Below are 20966 nucleotides of genomic sequence, written 5' to 3'. Positions count from 1 at the left end.
AAGCATTTTTCTTTGGTTACCTTTCTTTTGTTGCTTTAGACAAAAGAAAGTAACCCGCCGCTTTAGTGGCGGAAGCTTTTCGCGTTTGATCTAGATCTTGATTTGGTTAGAGCGATGCGCCCCAAGCCATCGCGGCGCCTATCCATGTCGGCGTCAAATGCACCGACCGCAACAAACGCGGTCACTGCGAACACGGGCTCTCGACGTTCTCGTCCGCATACAACGAGGCGAAGCCGGCCGGCATCACGCGCGGCATGCGTTGCAACGGCGGTTTCAGGGTCGGGAAGTAGTCGCGCTGCCATTGCGCGGCCAGGGCGACGGCGGCCGGTTCCAGCGTGGCATGGCGCGCTTCCGGGCGGTCGGCGGGCTTGCCGGAGAGACGGCCGATCAGCAGGCGCATGGCGCGGGCCTTGGTCGGGTCGTTCGGGATCAGGCCGGTGATCGGCGAGGAGTTGTCGCTGTAGCCGACCATCAGGTCGAACACCGAGGGCAGGTAACCGGCTTCGAACGAGAGCTGCATCATGTTGCCGGCTTCCGCGCGCCAGCGGTCGAACTCAGGCGTGCCCATGCGCGAGTAGTCGATCAGCACCGAGTCGCCGCGGGCGTAGCGGTACATCGCTTCGGGTTCGCCGGCGAGGGCGGCCTGGCGCAGGTAATGGTTGCCTTGTTTCCAGGCATCGGCAGGCGCACTGCGGCATTCGGCGACCATGTGCCGCGCGCGGTTTTCGAGTTTGCTCATGTAGGCGCGTTGCTCGGCCGGCATGTCCGGACGGGCGTTGTCGTCGGCCGCGGCCAGCACCTGCTCGGCGGCGGACAGGTCGGTGCAGCGCAGCAGCTCCATGCCGAGCTGGCAGGAGGCGCGGCTGTCGCCGGCGTCGGCGCGGTTCTTCAGCTCGGCCAGGGCCGGGTTGCGGTAGTCGCCGGCGGCGGGCTGGATCTTGCGCGGCGTGGCGGCGGCCGGTGCGGTGTCGGTCGCCTCGGGCGCGTCGTCGGCGATATCGGCCTGGATGGCGTCGGGTTCGGGCATCGCCGGCGCCGGCGTGCGCAGGCGCCATAGTTGCCAGGCCAACAATGCGACTGCGATCGCGATGAAGATCACGATCAGGCCTCGGGTTTTCAGGTTCGTCGTCGCCACATGCAGTCCTTTGTCGCATCGTCCAGGGGCGTAGCATGACCGCAGTCACCGCTCAGATTGGAGTGCATCCATGCAGTACCGTCGCCTCGGTTCATCCGGCCTCCAGATTTCGGCGCTGTCGTTCGGCGCCTGGGTCACCTTCGGCGCGCAGATCGGCCGCGACACCGCCCGCGAGCTGATCGCCGCGGCCTGGGACCACGGCATCAATTTCTTCGACAACGCCGAAGGCTATGCCAACGGCGAGGCGGAGCGGGTGATGGGCGAGGCGATCGCCGATCTTCGCCTGCCGCGCGACGGCTACTGCGTGTCGAGCAAGGTCATGTTCGGCTCGGTCGAGGAGCCGGGTCCGACCCAGAAGGGATTGTCGCGCAAGCATGTCACCGAAGCCTGCCACGACGCGCTGCGTCGGCTGCGTGTCGAGCATCTCGATCTGTACTACTGCCATCGCCCCGACCCGGACGTGCCGGTCGAGGAAACCGTGTGGGCGATGGATGCGCTGATCCGCCAGGGCAAGGTCTTGTACTGGGGCACTTCGGAATGGCCGGCAGCGCTGATCCGCGAGGCGCACAAGGTCGCCCGCGCTCATCATCTGCATGCGCCGACCATGGAGCAGCCGCAGTACAACCTGCTGCATCGCGAGCGGGTCGAACTGGAATACGCGCCGCTGTATGCGGAGCTCGGCCTCGGCACGACGATCTGGTCGCCGCTCGCCTCGGGCTTGCTGACCGGCAAATACCGCGACGGCATTTCCGCGCAAAGCCGGCTCGGCCAGGCCGACCAGCAATGGTTGCAGCGGATCGTGCTCGGCAGCTCGGACCAGCGGCGGCCGCAACGCGCCGACGCCTTCGTCGCGGTCGCGCGCGAGCTCGGCGCGGAGCCGGCGCCGTTGGCGATCGCCTGGTGCCTGCGCAACCCGCACGTCTCCAGCGTGATCCTCGGCGCCAGCCGCACCGAGCAACTGCTGCAGAACCTGCAGGCGCTGGACTGGGTCGATCGCATCGACGAGGCCGGTTGGCAGCGGGTGGAGCGCGAGACGGCCTGACGCGGCTTGAGTTGGGTGAGGTGCGGACCGCGCATGACCGGGGTCGCAGAACCGGCGGTTGGGGTGTTGACTGTCAAATGAGAATCATTATCATTCTTGTCGAGCCCACCCCCAACGAGCCACCGTCATGTCTCTGCGCAATCCGGTGCTGCAATTGAAACCCCGTAGCGATCGTCCCCTGGCTGCGGTCGCGGCGCCCGTCGCCGTGCCCTCCATCGCTTCGGCCTCGGCGACCTCGGCCGTCGTCGCCGCCGCCCAGGGCGTCCTGGTCGAAAGCACGGCCTTGCTTCGCGGCGCGCGTGAAGTGTTGATCCGCCATGGCGGCGAGGTCTATCGCTTGCGTCACACCCGCAACGACAAGCTGATCCTTACGAAGTAATCCTGCGATGCAGTTCCGCGTAACACCGCGATCGGCGTAATCCAAGTAACCCGGCGATTGGCGCGGTCCAGCCAAGCCCGTCCCGCCCCATCCGTTCTTTGAATGGGAATGGCGGATCGATGTTTGGATCGATGTCTGGACCTATGGGTCCATCGACAGTCCCAGGCCGATCGCAACGCAACGCCCGCGTCATCCGCCATACCGCGCTCCCGGCAGGAGGGCGGTATGGCGCGTCGGCTCCGGCCGACCCGCCAGCACCTTCTCTCTCAAGGCTGCCAGCCCTCCGCTTTGCACAGTCGTTGCAACGGACGCCCGCTCGCCTCGGCCAATCCATTACCGAGTCCGACCGAATGTCCTGCGTTCTTACTACTGCTGTGCCCGCTCGTTCCACTTCCCCGTCCCTGCGCGTACCGGCGCGCTGCGCGCTCGCCCTGGCCTTGTTGCTGGCTCTTCCGGCAGTCGCCGCCGCGGCCGATGCCGCCGACAGCGCCGACGTCAACGAACTCCAGCGCGTCGTGGTCAGCGCTACCCGCACCGAGCGCGCCGTCGAGGACGTGGCGGCGACGGTCGGCGCGATCGACCGCGAACGCATGGACCGCGAGCTGGTCCGCGACCTGAAGGACCTGTTCCGCTACGAACCGGGCATCGAAGTCGGCGCCAACAGCGAGCGCTTCGGCCTCGGCGACATCCGCATCCGCGGCCTCGGCGGCAACCGCGTGCGGGTGTTGGTCGACGGCATCTCGGTGTCCGACAGCTTCTCGATCGGCAGCTTCTCCAACGCCGGGCGCAATTTCGTCGACCTCGATACGGTCAAGGAAGTCGAGGTCGTGCGCGGCCCGAGCAGCGCCCTGCACGGTTCCGACGCGCTCGGTGGCGTGGTGTCGTTCGTGACCAAGGATCCGGCCGACTACCTCAAGGACGGTGCCGGCAGCTACTTCGGCCTCAAGGCCGGTTACGACGGCAAGAACGAAAGCCTGTTCGGCGGCGGCGCCGCGGCGTTCGGCGGCGAGCGCTGGTCGGGCCTGGTCGTGCTCAATCATCACCAGGGCGAGGAGACCGGCAACCAGGGCGGAAACGCCGCGCTGGACGCACGCCGCACCCGCCCCAACCCGCAGAGCAACGAAGGCCGCAGCCTGCTGACCAAGCTGGTGTACGCGCCCAGCGACCGGCAGCGCTTCCGCCTGACCGTGGAAGGCAGCGAAGACCAGACCGATACCCAGGTCTTCAGCGCCCGCGGCACCGCCTTGTCGATGCCGGGCGCGCCGCAGGTGCGGGTGTTGTCGCAGACCGGCGACGACCACCAGACCCGCGCACGGGTCGCGTTCGCGCACGAAATCGACAGCCTCGACAGCGTGCTGGCCGATTCGCTGCGCTGGCAGGTCTATCGCCAGGACAGCGAGACCACCCAGCGCACTCGCGAGCAGCGCGTCAGCGTGATCGGCGGTCGCGAAGTCAGCCCGACCCTTCGCCTGCGCGAGTTCGATTTCGACCAACGCGTGTACGGCGCCGAGGCCACCGCGCACAAGGATTTCGCGACCGGCGGGGTCGAGCACACGCTGACCTACGGTTTCGAGTACGAGGACACCGAGTTCCGGCAGAAGCGCGACGGCCGCGCGGTCAACCTGACCACCGGCGCGGTCAGCAGCGTGATTTCGCCCGATACCTTCCCGGTGCGCGATTTCCCGGTCAGCAAGGCCCGCAACGCCGGCGTGTTCGTGCAGGACGAGATCCGTTTCGCCGACGGCGAGTTCCGCCTGGTGCCGGCGGTGCGCGTGGACCGTTACGAACTGCGTCCGCAGCAGGATCCGATCTGGAACGCCGACAACCCGGGGGTGAAGATCAGCGACCTCAGCAAGACCAGCGTGTCGCCCAAGCTCGGCGCGGTCTGGCACTTCGCCCAGGACTGGTCGCTGTTCGGCGGTTACCAGCGCGGTTTCCGCGCGCCGCCCTACAACGACGTCAACCTGGGCTTCACCAATCTGCAGTTCGGCTACACCGCCATCCCGAACCCGGACCTCAAGCCCGAAACCAGCGACGGCTACGAGCTCGGTCTGCGCTTCAGCACCGCGGCCGCCTATGCGCAGTTGTCGGTGTACTCCAACGACTACAAGGACTTCATCGAATCCAACCGCCAGGTCAGCGCGCCGCCGCAGACGCCGTTGATCGTGTTCCAGTCGCAGAACGTCGCCAAGGCGCGCATCCGCGGCGTCGAGCTGCGCGGCGGGGTCGACTTCGGCCAGCTCTCCGACCGTCTCGCCGGTTGGTCGCTGCGCGGCGCGGCGGCCTGGAGCGAGGGCGAGGACAAGACCGCCGACCGGCCGCTGGAGTCGATCGCGCCGTTGACCGCTACGCTCGGCGTGGCCTACGACCGCGAAAGCTGGGGCGTCGAACTCGCCGGGCGTTTCGCCCACCGCAAGACCGACCTGCCGGCGCCGAACCGCTTCGCTACGCCCGGTTACGGCGTGCTCGATCTGCTCGCTCACTGGGACTTCGCGCCCGGCGCCAAGTTCAACGTCGGCGTGTTCAATCTCGCCGACAAGAAGTATTGGGACGGCGCCAATCTGCCCGGCCTCAGTGCCGGCAGTGCCATCGTCGACCGCTACACCGCGCCCGGCCGCAACCTCGGCATGAGCGTGGCGGTGAGCTGGTAAGCCATGCGCGCGCCGTCGCCGACCGCCACGCTCGACCGCGCCGGCCTGCCGGCGCCGGAACGCTTGGCGGCGGTCGCGACGGTGTTGTGCGTGTATCCCTCGCGCCATCGCGACGCTCTCGACGGCTGGCTGCAGGCGCACAGCGCCGAGCGGCTGGTCCGTCACGACGGCGAGGCCTCGTGCGAGGCCTTGCTGTTCCGCAACGGCGCCGGCCGCGCCTGCTGGCGTTTGTATCTGCTGCCGGACAGCGATTTCCTGGCCTGGGACGATGCCGCCGCCGACTTGCCGGTGCATCGCGGCGCGGAGGCGCGCAGCGGCCTGTGGCCGCGTCTGCGGCGACGCTGGTGGCGTCGTCTGCGCGGCCGCTGGTGCGCCGAGGTCCTGCGCCTGCATGTGCTGCACGACGAAGCCGGGCACTGCGTCCTGCTCGCCGATGCGGCCGAGCTGTCTGACCTCGGGCATGCGCACGCGCGCCGCATCGCCGCCGGCGAGGGCGCGCGCCTGCGCCCGCAGGCGCACGTGTGCTGCTGCATGGCCTCGGGCCTGCGCGACGGCGCGCCGCCGCAGTACGCCTGAGCCGACCGCTTCGTCTGTCTATTCCGAATCCTTCAGCCAACCGAGAACCATCGAGTTCAGCCATGACCCCACGTCTGTACCCCGCCAGCCTGCTGGCCCTCACCGTTCTTGCCAGCCCCGCCGTGCTGGCCTTGTCTCCCGCGCCGGCCGCCGAGGCCTCGACCGAGCGCGACCGCGCTTCGATCCTGGCGATGAAGGGCGAATACATCGTCGACTTCGCCTTCGACGAAACCGTGCTGCTCAAGCCCGGCTACGAGCGCGCGCCGGCGATGCGCAGCGGCGGCAACGAGACCGTCATCGTGGTCGAGGACAGCCCGCGCAAGCTCGTGCTGCAGCACATCCTGGTCGATGCCAAGAGCGGTCACGTGACCAAGCACTGGCGCCAGGATTGGGTCTATGAGGCGCCGCAGCGTTTCGAGTTCAGCGCCGACCAGACCTGGCACGTGCGCAAGATTCCGGCCGAACTCAATCGCGGCGCCTGGACCCAGTGCGTGTACGAGGTCAGCGATGCGCCGCGTTATTGCGGCACCGGGCGTTGGGAGTATCGCAACGGCATCGCGACCTGGACCAGCGACGCCAGCTGGCGCCCGCTGCCCCGACGCGAGTACACCAAGCGCAGCGACTACAACGCGGTCTCGGCGGTCAATCGCCACACCATCACGCCGAACGGCTGGACCCACGAGCAGTTCAACACCAAGGTGCTGCGAAAGCCCGACGGCAGCCAGGAAGAGCTGGCGCGCGAGTTCGGCTTCAACGATTACCAGAAGACCGCCGAGGTCGATTTCAAGCCGGCCTATACTTATTGGAAGGCGACCGAAGGTTTCTGGGGCAAGGTCCGGACGCATTGGGACCGTTATCTGCAGCGCGCGCCGGGCGTGCGGCTCAAGACCAAGATCGACGGCATGGCGATGATCATTCCCTTATTCGAGCAGGCCGGAAAACTCGAGGACGGCAAGAGCGTCGGCGACGGCGAGATCGATGCGGTGTTCGCCAAGTGGGTGACCGCCGCGCCTGCGGAGTAAGCGGCGCCGCTCGGCGCGGTGTGCCAGGCCGCGCGCAACGCGGAACACAGAAACGGGAAAGGCCGGGCGGATCGCCCGGCCTTTCTTTTTGCGTCTGCAGGCCGCTTCGCCCGGCTCAGTAGACCCGGTGCACGTGGGTGCCGCGGGCTATCGCCCAGGCCGGCGGTGCGGGCGGCGGCGGAGGCGCCTTGGCCTGCGGAGGCGTCGGCGGGGCAGGCGGTGCGGGCGGAGCAGGCGGCAGCGGCGCACGGGGTGCGGCCGGGGCCGGCGGCGGCAGCGGCGGGCGCGGCGGCGTCCACTGCACCGCCTTGGGCACCTTGAGCTTGGTGCTGGCGGTGGCGCGGTCGCGCAGATAGCCGACCTCGACCTGGGCGCCCTCGGCCTGGTTGCGCAGCGCTTCCATGGTTTGCCGCGGGGTGTCGACGCGTCGGCCGTCGATGGTCTGGATCACGTCGCCGGGTTCCAGCCCCTTCAGCTCGGGACCGGTGCTGAGCACCAGCACGCCGCGCTGGGCGCCGAAATAACGCCCGAGCTTGGCGTCGACCGAAGCCAGGTTGAGGCCGTTCCAACGCAGGGCGTCGCTGATCGTCGGCAGCAAGCAGGGCTTGTCTTTGCAATCCTCCGGGCCGAGGCGAACGATCTCGGTGCGCAGGCGTGGGGCGACCACGGCATCGGCCGGGGTGAATTCCATGCGGTCGCCGGAAACCTCCATCTCGCCGTCGACGGAACGGCGGATCATGACCTGGCCGCTGGTGACGAATTGCGAGCCGTCGCCGCTCTCGAACACCATCACCCGTTCGCCGAGCTGCGGGGTTACCTCGACCGTGACGTCGCGGCCGTCGCGTTGATAACGGATGCGCATCGGTTTGCGCGCTTCGAGCCGGCCGAGCAGCGCACGGGCGTCGGCCAGGCGCGCGTCGCCATCGGCGCCGGCGATGGTCTTGCCGCCGATTGCGAGCAGGCGGTCGCCGCTGCGCAGGCCGGCTTTGACCGCGGCGCTGTCGGGGGTGACCGCGATGATGCGCGCGCCGGCCTTGTCGTCCGGCGCCAGGATCACGCCCAACTGCGGGCCGCGAATCTCGTCGCGGATCAACACCGGCTTGGTCACCGGATCGGGCAGGCCGCGGATCTGTTGGACGACCTGCGGCCGCACCTGGGCGATCACCAGCGGACGTTCGCCGTGCGAGCGGCGCACGATTACCCTCGGGGAGGCGTCGTCCTGCGGTGCCGGCGTATGGGACGTTGCGCCGTTCGGCGTGCCCGCCGGCGCGTAGGCCAGGGCACTGCCGATCGCGGTGGACAGCAGCAGTGCAGTCAGAGTGAAGCGGTGCATAAAGGTCTCCGGTGCCGCATGAAAGGGATCAGTCGACGCGAACCAGGGCGTCGTCGTAGCGTTCGCCGCGAGCGGCGAACCAGCGTTGCGTGCTTTCCACGCCGGCCAGGGTGCGCAGCGCGCCGACGCGCTGCTGCCACAGCGACAGGCGTTGCGCCGCAGGCAGCGAACCGGCGATCAGCGTGGCGTCGATCAGGCGCACGCGTTCGTCGAGTTCGGAGCTCATCACCGTCGCGGAGGCGCTGCCGACCTGCTCGTCGCGGGTCAGTGCGACCAGGGCTTCGAGCTGCGCCGACTCGGCCTGCAGTTCGCCGAGTTCGCGCAGCAGGCGGGCCTCGCCGTCGGCGGAGGCGAGCGCGGTCGCGGCGATGGACGCCGTCTCCAGGGTTGCGGGTGCGGTCGCCACCGTCGTGGCCGCAGCAACCTGGGGCGAGGCGGGATGGGTGGCTGCGCCAGCGTCGTGTGCGGCCGAGCGAGTCGGCGGGTTTTGCGAGCGCCGCGGTGCCGGTGTGGACGCGATGCGGTCAGTCGCCGGGCTCGGCGTGCGCACCGGCTTGGTCGCCGTTGTCGGAACCGCCCGTGACGAGGCCTTCGGGGTCGACGCGTCGACGATCCGGGTCGCAGGCGCGGTGGCGCCGTGCCGCGGATCGAGGCCAGCATCGGCGGCGGGCTTCGCGGTCGCTGGTTTCGCCGTCGTTGGAGCGGCGCCGGAATGTGCGACTGCTTCCGCGCCGACGCCGGTTGGGTCCGGGGCGTGACTGCGCAGCGACAGCCACAGACCCAGCGGCAGGGCCGCGGCCAGCATCGCCGCCATCATCCAGCGCTGGCGCGGCCGTGCGTTCGCCGCGGCGCGCCGCGGTTCGACTTGGGCCGAACCGTTCCTTAAAGGCTGCGAGCGGATCGGTTCGGCCGCGGACGATTCGGCCGGCGTCGGCAGGACGCCGCGCTGGGCGAGGGTGGCGGCGATACGCGACCAGCCATCGGCCGGCGGCATCTCCGGCGGCAATTGCGCGAACGCCGACGACCAGTTCTGCGGCGCGGAAGGGGTGCGGTCAGGCATGGGCCTGCTCCAGATCGTTGTGCTTGATGCCCGACTCCAGCAACTGGCGCAGGCGTCGACCGCCACGAGCGAGTTGCGATTTGGAGAAGCTCGGCGTGCGCTGCATCAGCGCCGCGATCTCCTCATGGGTGTAGCCCTCGGCGTGGTACAGCCAGAGCACGCTGCGGGTCGGCGCCGGCAACTGCGCCAGGGCGCGGCCCAGCGCCGCCGCATCGGCCGCCGCGGGCGGGGGCGGGGTGCGGTCGTCGGCGAGGTGTTCGTCCTCCGGCTCGACCGCATGTTCGTGGCGACGCTGGCTGCGCAGACGCATCAGCGATTCGTTGACCGCGATCTGCCGCAGCCAGCCCCAGAACGGGGTGCCGCTGCCGTCGCGGTGGCCGCGGAAGTCGCCGATCCGCGTCAGCACTTTGAGCATGGTGTCCTGCAGCACTTCGGTGGCCTCGTCGCGGTCGCCGGCGATCCGCATCGCCAGGGTGAAAACCGGCCGCTCGAACCAGCGGTAGATCTGCTCGAACGCGGCGCCCTCGCCGGAGCGGGCGCGGCTCAGCAGCGCCTCCGGAACGTCGATGGCGAAGCTCGACAGCGGGCGCGCCGGCTCGGGCGGGATGGACGGCAATGGCGGGGATTCGGTCGGCATTCCAGGACAAGGATGCGCCAAGGGCGTGAAGGGTCGCAGCCGTAGCCAAGGCCTATACTGAGTCAACGGACAGGGAGGAGGGGAGACATGGGACCGACGTTGCTCGCTGCAGTGCTGGTGTTCGCCGGCGTGGTGCTGTTGTTCAAGACCGTGCGCATGGTGCCGCAGGGCTATCAATGGACGGTCGAGCGCTTCGGCCGCTACACCCACACCATGGACCCGGGCCTGCATTTCCTGATCCCGGTGATCTACGGGGTCGGCCGCAAGATCAACATGATGGAGCAGGTCCTGGAAGTGCCGAGCCAGGACGTGATCACCAAGGACAACGCGGTGGTCAAGGTCGACGGCATCGTGTTCTTCCAGGTCCAGGATGCGGCCAAGGCCGCCTACGAGGTCGCGACGCTCGAGATCGCGATCCTGAACCTGGTCATGACCAACATCCGCACCGCGATCGGTTCGATGGACCTGGACGAGTCGCTGTCCAAGCGCGACGAGATCAACACCAAGGTGCTCAACGCGGTCGACGCGGCGACCCATCCCTGGGGTTTGAAGGTCAACCGCATCGAGCTCAAGGACATCCAGCCGCCGCGCGACCTGGTCGACTCGATGGCGCGGCAGATGAAGGCCGAGCGCGAGAAGCGCGCCAACATCCTCGAGGCCGAGGGCTTCCGCCAGGCGGCGATCCTCAAGGCCGAAGGCGAGAAGCAGTCGGTGATCCTCGAAGCCGAAGGCGAGAAGGAAGCCGCGTTCCGCCAGGCCGAAGCGCGCGAGCGCCTGGCCCAGGCCGAAGCCAAGGCGACCGAGGTGGTGTCCAACGCGATCGCCCAGGGCAACGTGCAGGCGATCAACTACTTCATCGCGCAGAAGTACATCGAGGCTTTCAAGTCGCTGGCCGAGGCGCCGAACCAGAAGTTCGTGATGATGCCGATGGAATCGGCCGGCATCATCGGCTCGCTGGCCGGCATCGGCGAGTTGGCCAAGGAAGCGCTGGAGCGCCAGCCCAGCCGCGCACCGGCGACGCCGCCGTTGCCGCCGCGCAGCGGAGGCTGAGCCATGTCGTGGAACTGGCAGACGGTGACCTGGGCCGCGATCGCGTTGCTGCTGTTCGCGGCCGAAGCCATGGCGCCCGGCGCTTTCATGCTCTGGCTCGGCCTGGCCGCGGCGGTCGTATTCGGTCTGGTGCTGGTGTTCCCGGGGCTGACCGTGCTGGCCCAGGTGGCCGCCTTCGTGTTGCTCAGCTTCGTTTCGATCCAGGTCTACCGCACCTGGTTCCGCGGCCGCGAGCGCCAGAGCGACCGGCCCTTGCTCAACCGTCGCGCCGAACAACTGGTCGGCCGTGTGGTGACCCTGGAGCGCGGCATCGTCCAGGGCAGCGGGCGGGTGCAGATCGCCGACGCGTACTGGGACGTGACCGGCCCGGAGCTGCCGGCCGGCGCCGCGGTGCGGGTGATCGGCACCGACGGCATGACCCTGCGGGTCGAAGCGGTGACCTGAGGCGATGACGGCTCTGCGCACATCGGCGATGGTCGCGTTGCTGTGCATGGTCGTTCCCTGTCCGGCCGGCGAACCGAACGGCAGCGAGACCTGGATCGGACGCGTGGTGCCGCCGTTCCCGGACGGCTTCAAGTCCAACACCGGCGGCTGCGTCGGCTCCGGGCGCAGCGCCGAGCAGATCTGCGCGCGCAGCATCGGCACCATCGACGACGCCGAGGACCGCTCGTTGAAGTTCTACGCCGCCGAGTTGGTCGGCCGGATCGGCAACGAGGCGCGCTGGAAGATCACCGACGTGGTGCCGTACCCCAAGCTGCTGCGCGGCGAACGCGTGTCGATTTCGACCTGTGTCATCGATGGCGTCGGCGATCCGGGTGTGATCGCCGTCATCGATACCGCGGTCGAAAACGCCGAAGCGCGCGAGATGTTCGAGGCCTCGCGTTGGGCGGTGCGCCTGGACCGCAATAAAGGTCGCTTCGTCGAAGTCCGGCCGACCGAAGTGAGCTGTTACAACGAAGGCGCCGAAGGGGAATAGAGCCGGCCGCGCAACAGCAGCCACCGCGCGACCGCGAAGTCCGTCGCAGGGCCCCTCAGTTCCCGGCTCCGGCATCAGGTCGCCGCGAACCCTTCGCTGCCTGGCAGCAGCGATGCGAGCCGTGAGTGCGCGCCCTCGATTTTGACCTTCGCGCATAGTCGGCACAGTTTCGCGGTCGCGGCTCGCGCCGCTCCTGCCCACTTCTGAAGCACGCGGCGCGCTTCCATGCGCTTGCGTACCGAAAATACGTTGCCACGGGCGGCGCGCGCTTCTGGGATAATCGCCGGCTCAACCTCCCCAGCAGAGCAGGCAGCGCCCCATGAGCCAGAAGACCATCCTCAACGACGCCCATCGCGCACTCGGCGCCAAGATGGTGGATTTCGGCGGCTGGGACATGCCGATCAGCTACGGCTCGCAGATCGAAGAGCATCACCAGGTGCGTCGCGACGCCGGCATGTTCGACGTCAGCCACATGACCGTGGTCGACCTGCGCGGCGCGCGCGTGCGCGAGTTCCTGCGCCACCTGGTCGCCAATTCGGTCGACAAGCTGCAGAAGTCGGGCAAGGCGCTGTACACCTGCATGCTCAATCCGCAGGGCGGCGTCATCGACGACCTGATCGTGTATTTCCTCGAGGAAGAATTCTTCCGTCTGGTGGTCAACGCCGCCACCCGCGAAAAAGACCTGGCCTGGATCGGCGAGCAGGCCAAGGCCTTCGGCGTCGAGGTCAAGGAGCGTCCGGAACTGGCGATGATCGCGGTGCAGGGCCCGAGCGCGCGCGACAAGCTGATCGGCCTGCTGCGCGAGGAAGACCGCGCCCGCGTCGGCAAGCTCGGCAAGTTCGTCGCCGGGCAGGCCCGGACCGCCGACGGCATCGAGCTGTTCGTCGCCCGCACCGGCTACACCGGCGAAGACGGTTTCGAAGTGGTCGTGCCGGAAGACCGGGCGGTCGCGCTGTGGGATGCGTTGCTCGCCGCTGGCGTGAAGCCGGCCGGCCTCGGCGCGCGCGACACCCTGCGCCTGGAAGCCGGCATGAACCTCTACGGCCAGGACATGGACGACAGCGTGTCGCCGTACGAAGCCGCGCTGGCCTGGACCATCGCCCTCGACGAAGGCCGCGACTTCATCGGCCGCCAGCCGCTCGAACAGCTCAAGGCCAGCGGCGCCGCGCGCCAGATGATCGGCCTGGTCATGGACGAGAAGGGCGTGCTGCGCCACGGCCAAAAAGTGCTGACCGCGCACGGCGAGGGCGAGATCCTCTCGGGCACCTTCTCGCCGACGCTGAACAAGTCGATCGCGTTCGCGCGCGTGCCGGCCGGCGAGATTCCGCTCGGCAGCGCCGGTAACGTCCGCGTCGACATCCGCGGCAAGGAAGTGCCGGTGCGGGTGGTGAAGTTCCCGTTCGTGCGCGACGGCCAGGCCCAGGACGGCGTGCTGGTCTGACCGACGCCTCGACCATGGTCTTCGTCGACTACTACTTCAGCCTGATCTCGCCCTATGCCTACCTCGGGCACGCCGCCGTGCTCGAGGCGGCGCAGGCGAGCGGTGCGCGCCTGGTCTACAAGCCGGTGCGCATCTTCGAGCTGTTCGCCGCCAACGGCGGCCTGCCGCTCGGCCAGCGCGCGCCGGCCCGGCAGCGTTACCGTCTGTACGAGTTGCAGCGCGCACGCGAACAGCGCGCGCTGCCCTTGAACCTGGCGCCGAAGTTCTTCCCGGTCGATCCCGGCCTGGCCGATCGCTGCGCAATCGCCCTGGTCGAGGCCGGCGCCGATCCGGCCGCCTACATGGACGCCGCGTTCCGGGCGATCTGGGCGCACGACCAGGACCTGGCCGATCGCGACACGGTCGCGCGCCTGTTGCGCGATCACGGTCACGATGCGGCGGCGACGATCGCCGCCGCCGAGACCGCCGAGGTCGCCGCGCGCTATCGGGATTACACCGCACAGGCGATCGCCGCCGACCTGCCGGGCCTGCCCGGCTACGTGCTGCACGGCGAACCGTTCTGGGGCCAGGATCGCGTCGAGGCGCTGCTCAGCGCCCGCGCGCCGTACCGGATCGACGACGGCGGGAGGGCGAGTTGAACGCGCCCGTCGCCCTCCCGGCCGCCGCCCCTGTGGCATGTCGCGCCCGCATCGTTAAACTACCCGCCATTACCAGCCGCTCCCGTCACGTTCGAGGCCAGCCATGAGTGAAATCCCCGGCGATCTGAAGTTTATGAAATCCCACGAGTGGGCCCGCGTCGAAGGCGACGGCAAAGTCACGGTCGGTATCTCCGACCATGCCCAAGGCCTGCTCGGCGACCTGGTCTACGTCGAACTGCCGAACATCGGCGACCGCGTCGAAGCCGGCACCGCCTCGGCGGTGGTCGAGTCGGTCAAGGCCGCCTCCGACGTCTATTCGCCGGTCTCCGGCACCGTGACCGCGGTCAACGCCGCGCTCGCGGACAAGCCGGAAACGATCAACGAAGACGCCTACGGCGAGGGTTGGATCTTCACCGTCGAGATCGACGAGCCGGACCAGCTCAACGAACTGCTCGCTCCGGACGACTACGCCGAGCTGCTCGAAGAAGACGACCACTGATCCCAGCCGATCCGGCACCGTCGCCCTGAGGGCGGCGGCAGCGGGGAGCGCAGAACCGGACCGCGATCGCGGCAGCCGGCTCTCCGCTCCCCGTTTTCGTTTTGGGCGGCGCGGTGGCGGCGCGCGCGTTCGACTCCGGCTTCGCCGCGGCGCCCGGCGAACGCGGCCGACGAGCGGTCGATGTGGAGCGACGAGGCGGCGCTGAGCCGACGGCGAACCGGAGATCGGCCGACGCGTTCCGGCGGCGGTCGACATCGCGACGCCGCCGATGCCGTCGCGTGCGTCGCCGGTTCGCCGGAACCCGGTCGCGCCGTCGCGAACCCGACCGACGACGGCACCTCGCCCCGACACGACGTCCGAGCGCGACGCGTGGACTCGACGTGAAGAGCACGCCGCTCGCTCGCCGCGAACCTCGCGTCGTCGGCCGTCGATGCCGCTTGCGCCGACTCGCAGCGGCGCGGTCGAGACCGGCGTGGCGCGACCCTTGCCGTGCTCTTCGAGGCAGCGGGCCGAGTCGTGCGCGATCGATGCGCTCAACGCCGCAGCCCCGAAAACAAGCGGTTTTTGCGAGCCGGCGCATCGTCGCGGCGGATCGGCGATGCCGTCGGCGAAGGCCCGACGCGGTCGTCGGGTCGGTCGTCGCGGCTGTCGGAAAACGCTTTCCACTTCGCCGNAGCGCGGCGACTTCGGCAGACGAACGGTCGTCGCCTCGCGTGCCGACGTTGCCGTTCGTCGGTGCCGTCGAGGTGCAGGCACACATGCTCGGCGACGTCGTTCGTCGCCGTCGTTCGAGCGAGCGAGTCGTCGCGTCGGCATGCTCGTCGCTCCGACGAGGCGGTCGTCGAACGTCGCCGGAGGCCGAAAACGGTTCGCGCAGTTTCGCGCAATTCGGCTTGTGCGACGCGAAATCCGCGGCCGCCGCGGACCGGAATTTTTTCTTCCGGATTCGCCTTCGTAGATCGCCTTCGACAGCCTCGCGCGGCGATGCGCGTTATCGAAAAAACTCCGCGCGAAAAAACATCGCATCGCCGAAACCCGCGCCACGCTTGGGTTTCAGCGATGTCGAAAGAAACGCATCGCGAATCGGTCGGATGCGCGCGCGCGCACTCGACGAACGCGTGCGCCGCCGATGCCGCCGCCGTCCGGGCGGGCGGCCCGGAAAAAAAATAGGCTCGGTTGTTGACAGTATGAAAAAGCGTGATTAGGTTTCGCCCAGCAGACGTTTCCTGCAGACGAGAGTGAGAAAACCCAGCGCGACAACATGCAGCACAAAACGGACCTCCGCCCGGACAGTCAAAACGGTGGACGCAGGATTCGCTTCCTCTGCAGAAATGTTGACCGCACTCTCTTCGCCGATGACATCCAAAACCCAGATGACATCGTTGGCGTCCTGTTCCAAGCAACCCGGTTCGCGTTCGGCGGGCCGGGTTTTTGTTTGGCCGCGCCCCTTTGCGGCCCCCTCCGTCCGCCTTCCGGGCGGATGCGCCATCGGTCCCGCCGCGCCTGCGGCCGGATGCGATCCCCGATCCGTTCCGGCGCGCAGTGCGCGTCGGCGGTTGCACGCGGGTCCGACTCCCGCGGCTCTGTCTTCACAGAGTCCCTTTCCACTGGGCTTACCGCACCACCACTGATCAATCCCTGATCACCACTGACGAGGAGCCATACCATGGCCGTTAAGAAAGCTGCTAAGAAGTCCGCCGCCAAGAAGGCGACGAAGAAGGCTGTCAAGAAAGCTGGCGCGAAGAAGGTTGCCAAGAAGGCCACCAAGAAGACCGCCAAGAAGGCAGCCAAGAAGACCGTGAAGAAGGCCGCCAAGAAGACCGCACGCAAGGCCACCAAGAAGACGGCCAAGAAGACTGCGAAGAAGGCGACCAAGAAGACTGCTAAGAAGGCAGCCAAGAAGGCGACCAAGAAGACCGCCAAGAAGGCTGTGAAGAAGGCCGCCAAGAAGACCGCCAAGAAGGCGGCTAAGAAGGCTCCGAAGAAGGCTGCCAAGAAGACTGCCAAGAAGGCCGCCAAGAAGACTGCTAAGAAGGCCGCCAAGAAGGCCCCGAAGAAGGCCGCCAAGAAGGCCCGCAAGTCCAAGGCTGCAGCTGCGTTGCCGGCCACCCCGGCTCCGCTGATCTAAATAAGAAAAACCCCGATTAAGCCGTAATCAAGCTCTCTCCCCGCAGCCCAGGCGGGGGGAGAGTTTTTTTTTGGGGTGAGCAAAGGCGCTTGCGAGCCAGTGGCTCGCGCCTTTGCGAACGCCCGAGCGCTGTGCGCGAGGGCCGGGCGGGCGAAAGACTTCCCAGCCACTGGCTCGCGCCTTTGCGCGTGTTCCCAGCCGTCATCCCCGCGAAGGCGGGGATCCAGAGACTTCAGCGTTCTGCCGGGGGAAGCCCCTGCCGTCGGACTCAGCCAAAGCCAGGCCGAACCCGCCGTCTCGGAGTGACGACCGCTGGGCGGCGCGGCTGCGCTCCCATGCCGCGCCGCGCGCCTCTCGTCGGCGAGCTCGCCGCAACCGCTTCCGATCGCCGCGGCAGCGGTTAGGATCGGGCCTGGTCCAATGCCCGGGAAGCGCCATGAAAGCCTTGCTGAAGGGATTGCTGTATCTCGTCGTACTGCTCGCTCTGGTGTTCGTGGTCGGCGGCTTCCTGCTGCCGGACAAGACCCACGTCGAACGATCGATCGCGATCGACCGGCCGCCCGGCGAAGTCCACGCCATGCTCGATTCCTACAAGCGCTTCAACGAGTGGTCGCCGTGGTACGAGCTGGAGCCGACCGCGAAATACGTCTACAGCGGTCCCGAAGCCGGTGTCGGCGCGTCGCTTGCCTGGGAGGGCGTGAAGGTCGGCAAGGGCAGCCAGCGCATCGCCGAGTCGGTGCCGCAGCAGAAGGTCGTCAATGCGCTCGACTTCGACGGCACCCAGGCGGTCGGCACCTTCGACCTCAAGGCCGAGGGCGACGGCACCCGCGTGACCTGGTCGCTCGACAGCGCGCACGGCAACAATCTGGTCTCGCGCTGGTTCGGTCTGGTGCTCGACAAGATGGTCGGCAAGGACTACGACAAGGGCCTGGCCAAGCTCAAGCGGGTGCTCGAAGAACAGCCGCGCTGACGGCGAGCCTGTGATCGGCGAGCGGCCCGCGTTCGGGCCGCGCCAGCGGGTTTGAAACTCGGTCGCGCCATCGACACGCACCCAGCTCGAAACGCAACGGGCCGCGGCATTGCCGCGGCCCGTTGCGTATCCGGCCACCGGTCGCGCCGGTGGTGCGCTCGCGCCTCAGCGCGGCGCGGCGGTCGATTTCTGCGCGTTGCTGCCGTTGGGATCGCGCTGCTGGGTCGGGTTGGACTCGGCGGCGTACAGACCCGGGTCGTCGAAGCCGACATCGATCCAGCGCTCCGGCGGCAGGCCGATGGCGCGATCGAGGATCGTCGGCAGCAGGCCGGTCGGCAAACCGCTTTCGCTGTTCCACAGCAGGGCGATGCCGAGGTCGCGTTCGGGCAGCAGTGCGACCACGCCGCGATAACCCTGCACCGCGCCGGCATGGAACACCATGCGGTGGCCGGCGTAGTCGTAGACGCGCCAGCCCAGGGCGTAGCCCGCCGAGCTCAGGCGCTGACGGCGCCAGCTCGAACCGCGGATCTCGGTCGGGGTGTCGACCAAGGGCTGGTGCAGCGTCGCCAGCAAGGGCAGCGGCAGCACGTCGGGGCGGTGGCCGGTCTGGGCGATCAGCCACTGCGCCATGTCGCTGGCGCTGGCGTTGACGCCGGCGGCCGGCGGCAGTTGGTAATAGGTCGGCTTCGGCGTCAGCGAGGCCCAGCCGCCGCGAGCGCGCACGTGCGGACGGGCCCAGCGCGCGCTGGCGGTGATGCCTTCCAGGCCGAGGCTGGCGTCGTTCATGCCGAGCGGCTTGAACAGGCGGCGCTGCACTTCCTGGCTGTAGAAGTCGCCGGTCGCGGCGAACACGACGTCGCCGATCAGGCTGAAGGCGATGTTCTGGTAGCCGTAGCAGGTGCCCGGCTGGCAGGTCATCGGCGCATAGGCCAGCTTCTGGGTGAGCACGCGGTAGTCGGCGTAGTTTTCCAGATCGCGGTCGTAGGTGTTGTGGGTCAGGCCGACGCGATGGCTGAGCAGGTCGGCGACGGTGATCTGGCGCGCGGCGTTCGGATCGACCAACTGGAAGCTGGGCATGTAATCGACCAGCTTGCTGTCCCAACGCAGGGTGCCGTCGTTGACGAGCAGGCCGGTCAGAGTGCCGGCGAAGCTCTTCGACAGCGAGGCCAGGCGGAACACGGTGTGGGCGTCGATCGGCTCGGCGTTGCGCACGTCGGTGATGCCGTAGCCGCGCGCGCTGAGAACCTGGCCGTTGTGCACGACCGCCATGGCCATGCCCGGAATGCGTTGGTCGGCGACGAGCTGCTGCGCCATCGCCTCGAATTGGCGGACGTCGAAATCGCTGGCGAGCGGCAACACGCGGCCGGAGGGATTCTGCGCCGAGACGATGTGCTGGCCCGGCGCGAGCGTGCCGTCGAAACCTTGCGCGCGCGCGACCGGTGCCTGCGGCTGCGGACTCTGCCAGCGCAGGGAAGTTTGTGCGGTCGAACCCAGGGTCAAGGTCAGCAGGGCAGCGAGCGTGCCGAGGCGCCAGGGATTGAGTGACCGCCGGGGCGAGCCCGGATTCTTGTCGTGTTTCATCGGTCGCAGCGCCTGCGTGAGCCGGGTTACAACGATTCTAGCGCCGATCTCAGGGAATTGGACAACAAGCGCATTCAGGATTCTGATTTTTCAGGCTTTAATGGCCTGATGAACAGGCCTTGCTGCGGCTTGGTTCAGGAACTTGTCGACGCAGGCGACGAGCGGTTGCGGTGGCCCGACTGCAGGCCGCCGCGGTGGTGCCGCGACGCCCCGATTCGCCCGCCACCTTGCCTCAGATGCGCCCGCTGATCAGGTCCGAGGCGCGCTCGGCGATCATCATCGTCGGCGCGTTGGTGTTGCCGCCGATCAGGCTCGGCATGACCGAGGCGTCGACCACGCGCAGCCCTTCGACTCCGCGCACGCGCAGCCGCGAGTCGACCACCGAGGCGTCGTCGTCGCCCATGCGACAGGTGCCGACCGGGTGGTAGACGCTCTCGGCCTTGGCGCGGACGAACTCGACCAACTCGGCGTCGCTGAGGTCGTCGCGGGCCGGGAAGATCGGTGCGCCGCGATACGGGTCGAAGGCCTTCTGCGCGAACAGGGTGCGCGAGAGCTTGGCGCACTCGACCATCATCTTCAGGTCGAAGCCTTCCGCATCGCTCAGGTAGTTGGCTTCGATGCGCGCCTTGTCGCCGGCGCTGGCGCTGGCCAGGCCGATGCGGCCGCGACTGCGCGGACGCAGGAAGCAGGCGTGGGCGGTGTAGCCGTCGCCGGGCAGGCGGTGGCGGCCGTGGTCGTCGAGCATGGCCGGGACGAAATGCATCTGGATGTCGGCGCGCTCGTCCGGCGCCAGCGCCGAACGCACGAAGGCGCCGGCTTCGGCGATGTTGCTGCTGCCCGGGCCGCTGTGGCCGCGCAGGTAATAGTCGAAGGCGATGCGCACATCGCTGACGCGGTCGTAGGTCACGCGCCGGGTCGAGTGCTGCAGGGTGCAGATGTCGAGATGGTCCTGCAGGTTCTGCCCGACCTGCGGCGCGTCGTGCAGCACCTCGATGCCGTGCCGGCGCAATTCCTCGGCCGGGCCGATGCCCGACAGCATCAGCAGCTGCGGCGAATTGATCGCGCCGCCGCTCAGCAGCACCTCGCGCGTCGCGTGCTGATGATAGGCGCGGCCGCCGACGCTGTAGGTCACGCCGGTGGCGCGGCCGCGTTCGATGGTGATGCGGTTGACCAGGGCGCTGGTGACGATGTGCAGGTTGTGGCGTTCGCGCGCCGGGTCCAGGTAGGCGACCGCGCTCGAACAGCGCGCGCCGTTCTTCTGGGTCACCTGGTAAAGACCGAAGCCTTGCTGTTTCGGGCCGTTGAAATCCGGGTTGGCGGCATAGCCGGCCTGTTGTCCGGCTTCGATGAAAACGCCCGACAGCGGATTGGTGTAACGCAGGTCGGAGACGTATAGCGGGCCGTGACTGCCGTGCAGGGCGCTGTCGCCGCGGCTGTTGCGCTCGGAACGGCGGAAGTAGGGCAGCACGTCGCTCCAGCCCCAACCGCTGGCGCCGGCCGCGGCCCAGTCGTCGTAGTCGCCGGGCACGCCGCGGATGTAGCACATGGCGTTGATCGAGCTGGAACCGCCGAGCACCTTGCCGCGCGGCCACCACAGCACGCGCCGGTTGAGCTGCGCCTCCGGGGCGGTGTCGTAATCCCAGTTCACGCCTTTCTTGCCGACCAGCTTGGCCAGCCCGGCGGGCATGTGGATGAAGGGATGACGGTCGCGCGGACCGGCCTCGATCAACAGCACTCGGGCGTCGGGATCTTCGCTGAGGCGGTTGGCCAGCACGCAACCGGCCGAACCGGCGCCGACGATGATGTAGTCGAACTCTTGGGGCATTCTCGGGCTGCTCTGCATCGGTC

19 protein-coding genes and 1 pseudogene are annotated in these 20966 nt (G+C 68.3%); 13 read left to right on the top strand and 7 right to left on the bottom strand.

What is annotated here, in order from left to right:
* Positions 1-181: 181 nt before the first annotated feature.
* Positions 182-1135: a hypothetical protein gene (locus ACTJJK_RS19725; RefSeq protein ID WP_440731029.1), complete on the bottom strand. Its 954-nt coding sequence runs from the start codon at positions 1133-1135 to the stop codon at positions 182-184.
* A 70-nt stretch (positions 1136-1205) separates the two neighbouring features.
* Between ACTJJK_RS19725 and ACTJJK_RS19720 the strand changes: the two genes are divergently transcribed.
* The 5 genes and pseudogenes from ACTJJK_RS19720 to ACTJJK_RS19700 all read left to right on the top strand — a co-directional run bounded on the left by ACTJJK_RS19720 (position 1206) and on the right by ACTJJK_RS19700 (position 6805).
* The gene (locus ACTJJK_RS19720; protein ID WP_440731028.1) at positions 1206-2177 is read left to right on the top strand and encodes an aldo/keto reductase; all 972 of its coding nucleotides are present in this window, start codon (positions 1206-1208) and stop codon (positions 2175-2177) included.
* Between the two features lie 271 nt (positions 2178-2448).
* Positions 2449-2556, top strand: a pseudogene (gene hemP, locus ACTJJK_RS19715) (hemin uptake protein HemP); the annotation flags it as partial.
* Between the two features lie 350 nt (positions 2557-2906).
* Entirely contained in the window at positions 2907-5207 is a 2301-nt protein-coding gene (locus tag ACTJJK_RS19710; RefSeq protein WP_440731027.1) for a TonB-dependent hemoglobin/transferrin/lactoferrin family receptor, read from the top strand.
* 3 nt (positions 5208-5210) lie between these two features.
* Positions 5211-5783: a Hemin transport protein gene (locus tag ACTJJK_RS19705; protein ID WP_440731026.1), complete on the top strand. Its 573-nt coding sequence runs from the start codon at positions 5211-5213 to the stop codon at positions 5781-5783.
* A 62-nt stretch (positions 5784-5845) separates the two neighbouring features.
* Positions 5846-6805, top strand: a complete 960-nt coding sequence (locus ACTJJK_RS19700) for a DUF6607 family protein (RefSeq protein ID WP_440731025.1) — start codon at positions 5846-5848, stop codon at positions 6803-6805.
* Positions 6806-6920: 115 nt separating this feature from the next.
* Here the strand turns inward: ACTJJK_RS19700 and ACTJJK_RS19695 are convergent, their stop codons facing one another.
* From ACTJJK_RS19695 to ACTJJK_RS19685, 3 genes are read right to left on the bottom strand one after another with little or no spacing between them, the layout of a single operon-like run.
* On the bottom strand, positions 6921-8138 hold the full coding sequence (locus tag ACTJJK_RS19695) for a PDZ domain-containing protein (protein WP_440731024.1): 1218 nt from the start codon (positions 8136-8138) through the stop codon (positions 6921-6923).
* Between the two features lie 28 nt (positions 8139-8166).
* Positions 8167-9198: a hypothetical protein gene (locus ACTJJK_RS19690; protein WP_440731023.1), complete on the bottom strand. Its 1032-nt coding sequence runs from the start codon at positions 9196-9198 to the stop codon at positions 8167-8169.
* Positions 9191-9814, bottom strand: a complete 624-nt coding sequence (locus tag ACTJJK_RS19685) for an RNA polymerase sigma factor (protein WP_223619824.1) — start codon at positions 9812-9814, stop codon at positions 9191-9193. Before ACTJJK_RS19685 ends, ACTJJK_RS19690 begins: the two co-directional genes overlap by 8 nt.
* A 108-nt stretch (positions 9815-9922) precedes the next feature.
* Here ACTJJK_RS19685 and ACTJJK_RS19680 point away from each other — a divergent pair, with 108 nt between their 5' ends.
* From ACTJJK_RS19680 to gcvH, 6 genes are all read left to right on the top strand, one after another.
* Entirely contained in the window at positions 9923-10885 is a 963-nt protein-coding gene (locus tag ACTJJK_RS19680) for an SPFH domain-containing protein (protein ID WP_031373065.1), read from the top strand.
* A 3-nt stretch (positions 10886-10888) separates the two neighbouring features.
* Positions 10889-11329: an NfeD family protein gene (locus tag ACTJJK_RS19675; RefSeq protein ID WP_031373064.1), complete on the top strand. Its 441-nt coding sequence runs from the start codon at positions 10889-10891 to the stop codon at positions 11327-11329.
* Positions 11330-11333: 4 nt separating this feature from the next.
* Positions 11334-11861: a hypothetical protein gene (locus tag ACTJJK_RS19670; protein WP_440731022.1), complete on the top strand. Its 528-nt coding sequence runs from the start codon at positions 11334-11336 to the stop codon at positions 11859-11861.
* Between the two features lie 319 nt (positions 11862-12180).
* Positions 12181-13302: a glycine cleavage system aminomethyltransferase GcvT gene (gene gcvT / locus ACTJJK_RS19665; RefSeq protein ID WP_031373062.1), complete on the top strand. Its 1122-nt coding sequence runs from the start codon at positions 12181-12183 to the stop codon at positions 13300-13302.
* Between the two features lie 14 nt (positions 13303-13316).
* Positions 13317-13940 carry a 2-hydroxychromene-2-carboxylate isomerase gene (locus tag ACTJJK_RS19660; RefSeq protein WP_440731021.1) on the top strand — a complete coding sequence of 208 codons (624 nt, stop codon included), beginning with the start codon at positions 13317-13319 and terminating at the stop codon, positions 13938-13940.
* Positions 13941-14043: 103 nt separating this feature from the next.
* Positions 14044-14439 (top strand): glycine cleavage system protein GcvH, encoded by a 396-nt coding sequence (gcvH, locus tag ACTJJK_RS19655; protein WP_031373060.1) that lies wholly within the window; start codon positions 14044-14046, stop codon positions 14437-14439.
* 1201 nt (positions 14440-15640) lie between these two features.
* Here the strand turns inward: gcvH and ACTJJK_RS19650 are convergent.
* A complete protein-coding gene (locus tag ACTJJK_RS19650; protein ID WP_031373058.1) occupies positions 15641-15928 on the bottom strand; it encodes a hypothetical protein in 288 nt (95 codons plus the stop codon).
* Positions 15929-16105: 177 nt separating this feature from the next.
* Here ACTJJK_RS19650 and ACTJJK_RS19645 point away from each other — a divergent pair, with 177 nt between their 5' ends.
* Both ACTJJK_RS19645 and ACTJJK_RS19640 read left to right on the top strand, forming a co-directional pair.
* Complete coding sequence (locus tag ACTJJK_RS19645; protein ID WP_031373057.1) at positions 16106-16567, top strand: hypothetical protein; 462 nt, start codon at positions 16106-16108, stop codon at positions 16565-16567.
* 436 nt (positions 16568-17003) lie between these two features.
* Positions 17004-17537, top strand: a complete 534-nt coding sequence (locus ACTJJK_RS19640; protein WP_223619828.1) for an SRPBCC family protein — start codon at positions 17004-17006, stop codon at positions 17535-17537.
* Positions 17538-17702: 165 nt separating this feature from the next.
* On the opposite strand, the gene ACTJJK_RS19635 is transcribed toward ACTJJK_RS19640, so the two are convergent.
* Positions 17703-19118, bottom strand: coding sequence for a serine hydrolase domain-containing protein (locus ACTJJK_RS19635; protein ID WP_440731020.1), 1416 nt, complete (start codon positions 19116-19118; stop codon positions 17703-17705).
* A gap of 232 nt (positions 19119-19350) precedes the next feature.
* Positions 19351-20943, bottom strand: coding sequence for a GMC family oxidoreductase (locus ACTJJK_RS19630; RefSeq protein WP_440731019.1), 1593 nt, complete (start codon positions 20941-20943; stop codon positions 19351-19353).
* Positions 20944-20966 lie beyond the last annotated feature (23 nt).

Source organism: Lysobacter sp. 22409 (assembly GCF_052045105.1).
Classification (GTDB): Bacteria; Pseudomonadota; Gammaproteobacteria; order Xanthomonadales; family Xanthomonadaceae; genus Lysobacter; species Lysobacter antibioticus_B.
Note: the sequence above shows the minus strand (reverse complement) of the source record. Positions and strands in the feature narration are given on the sequence as shown.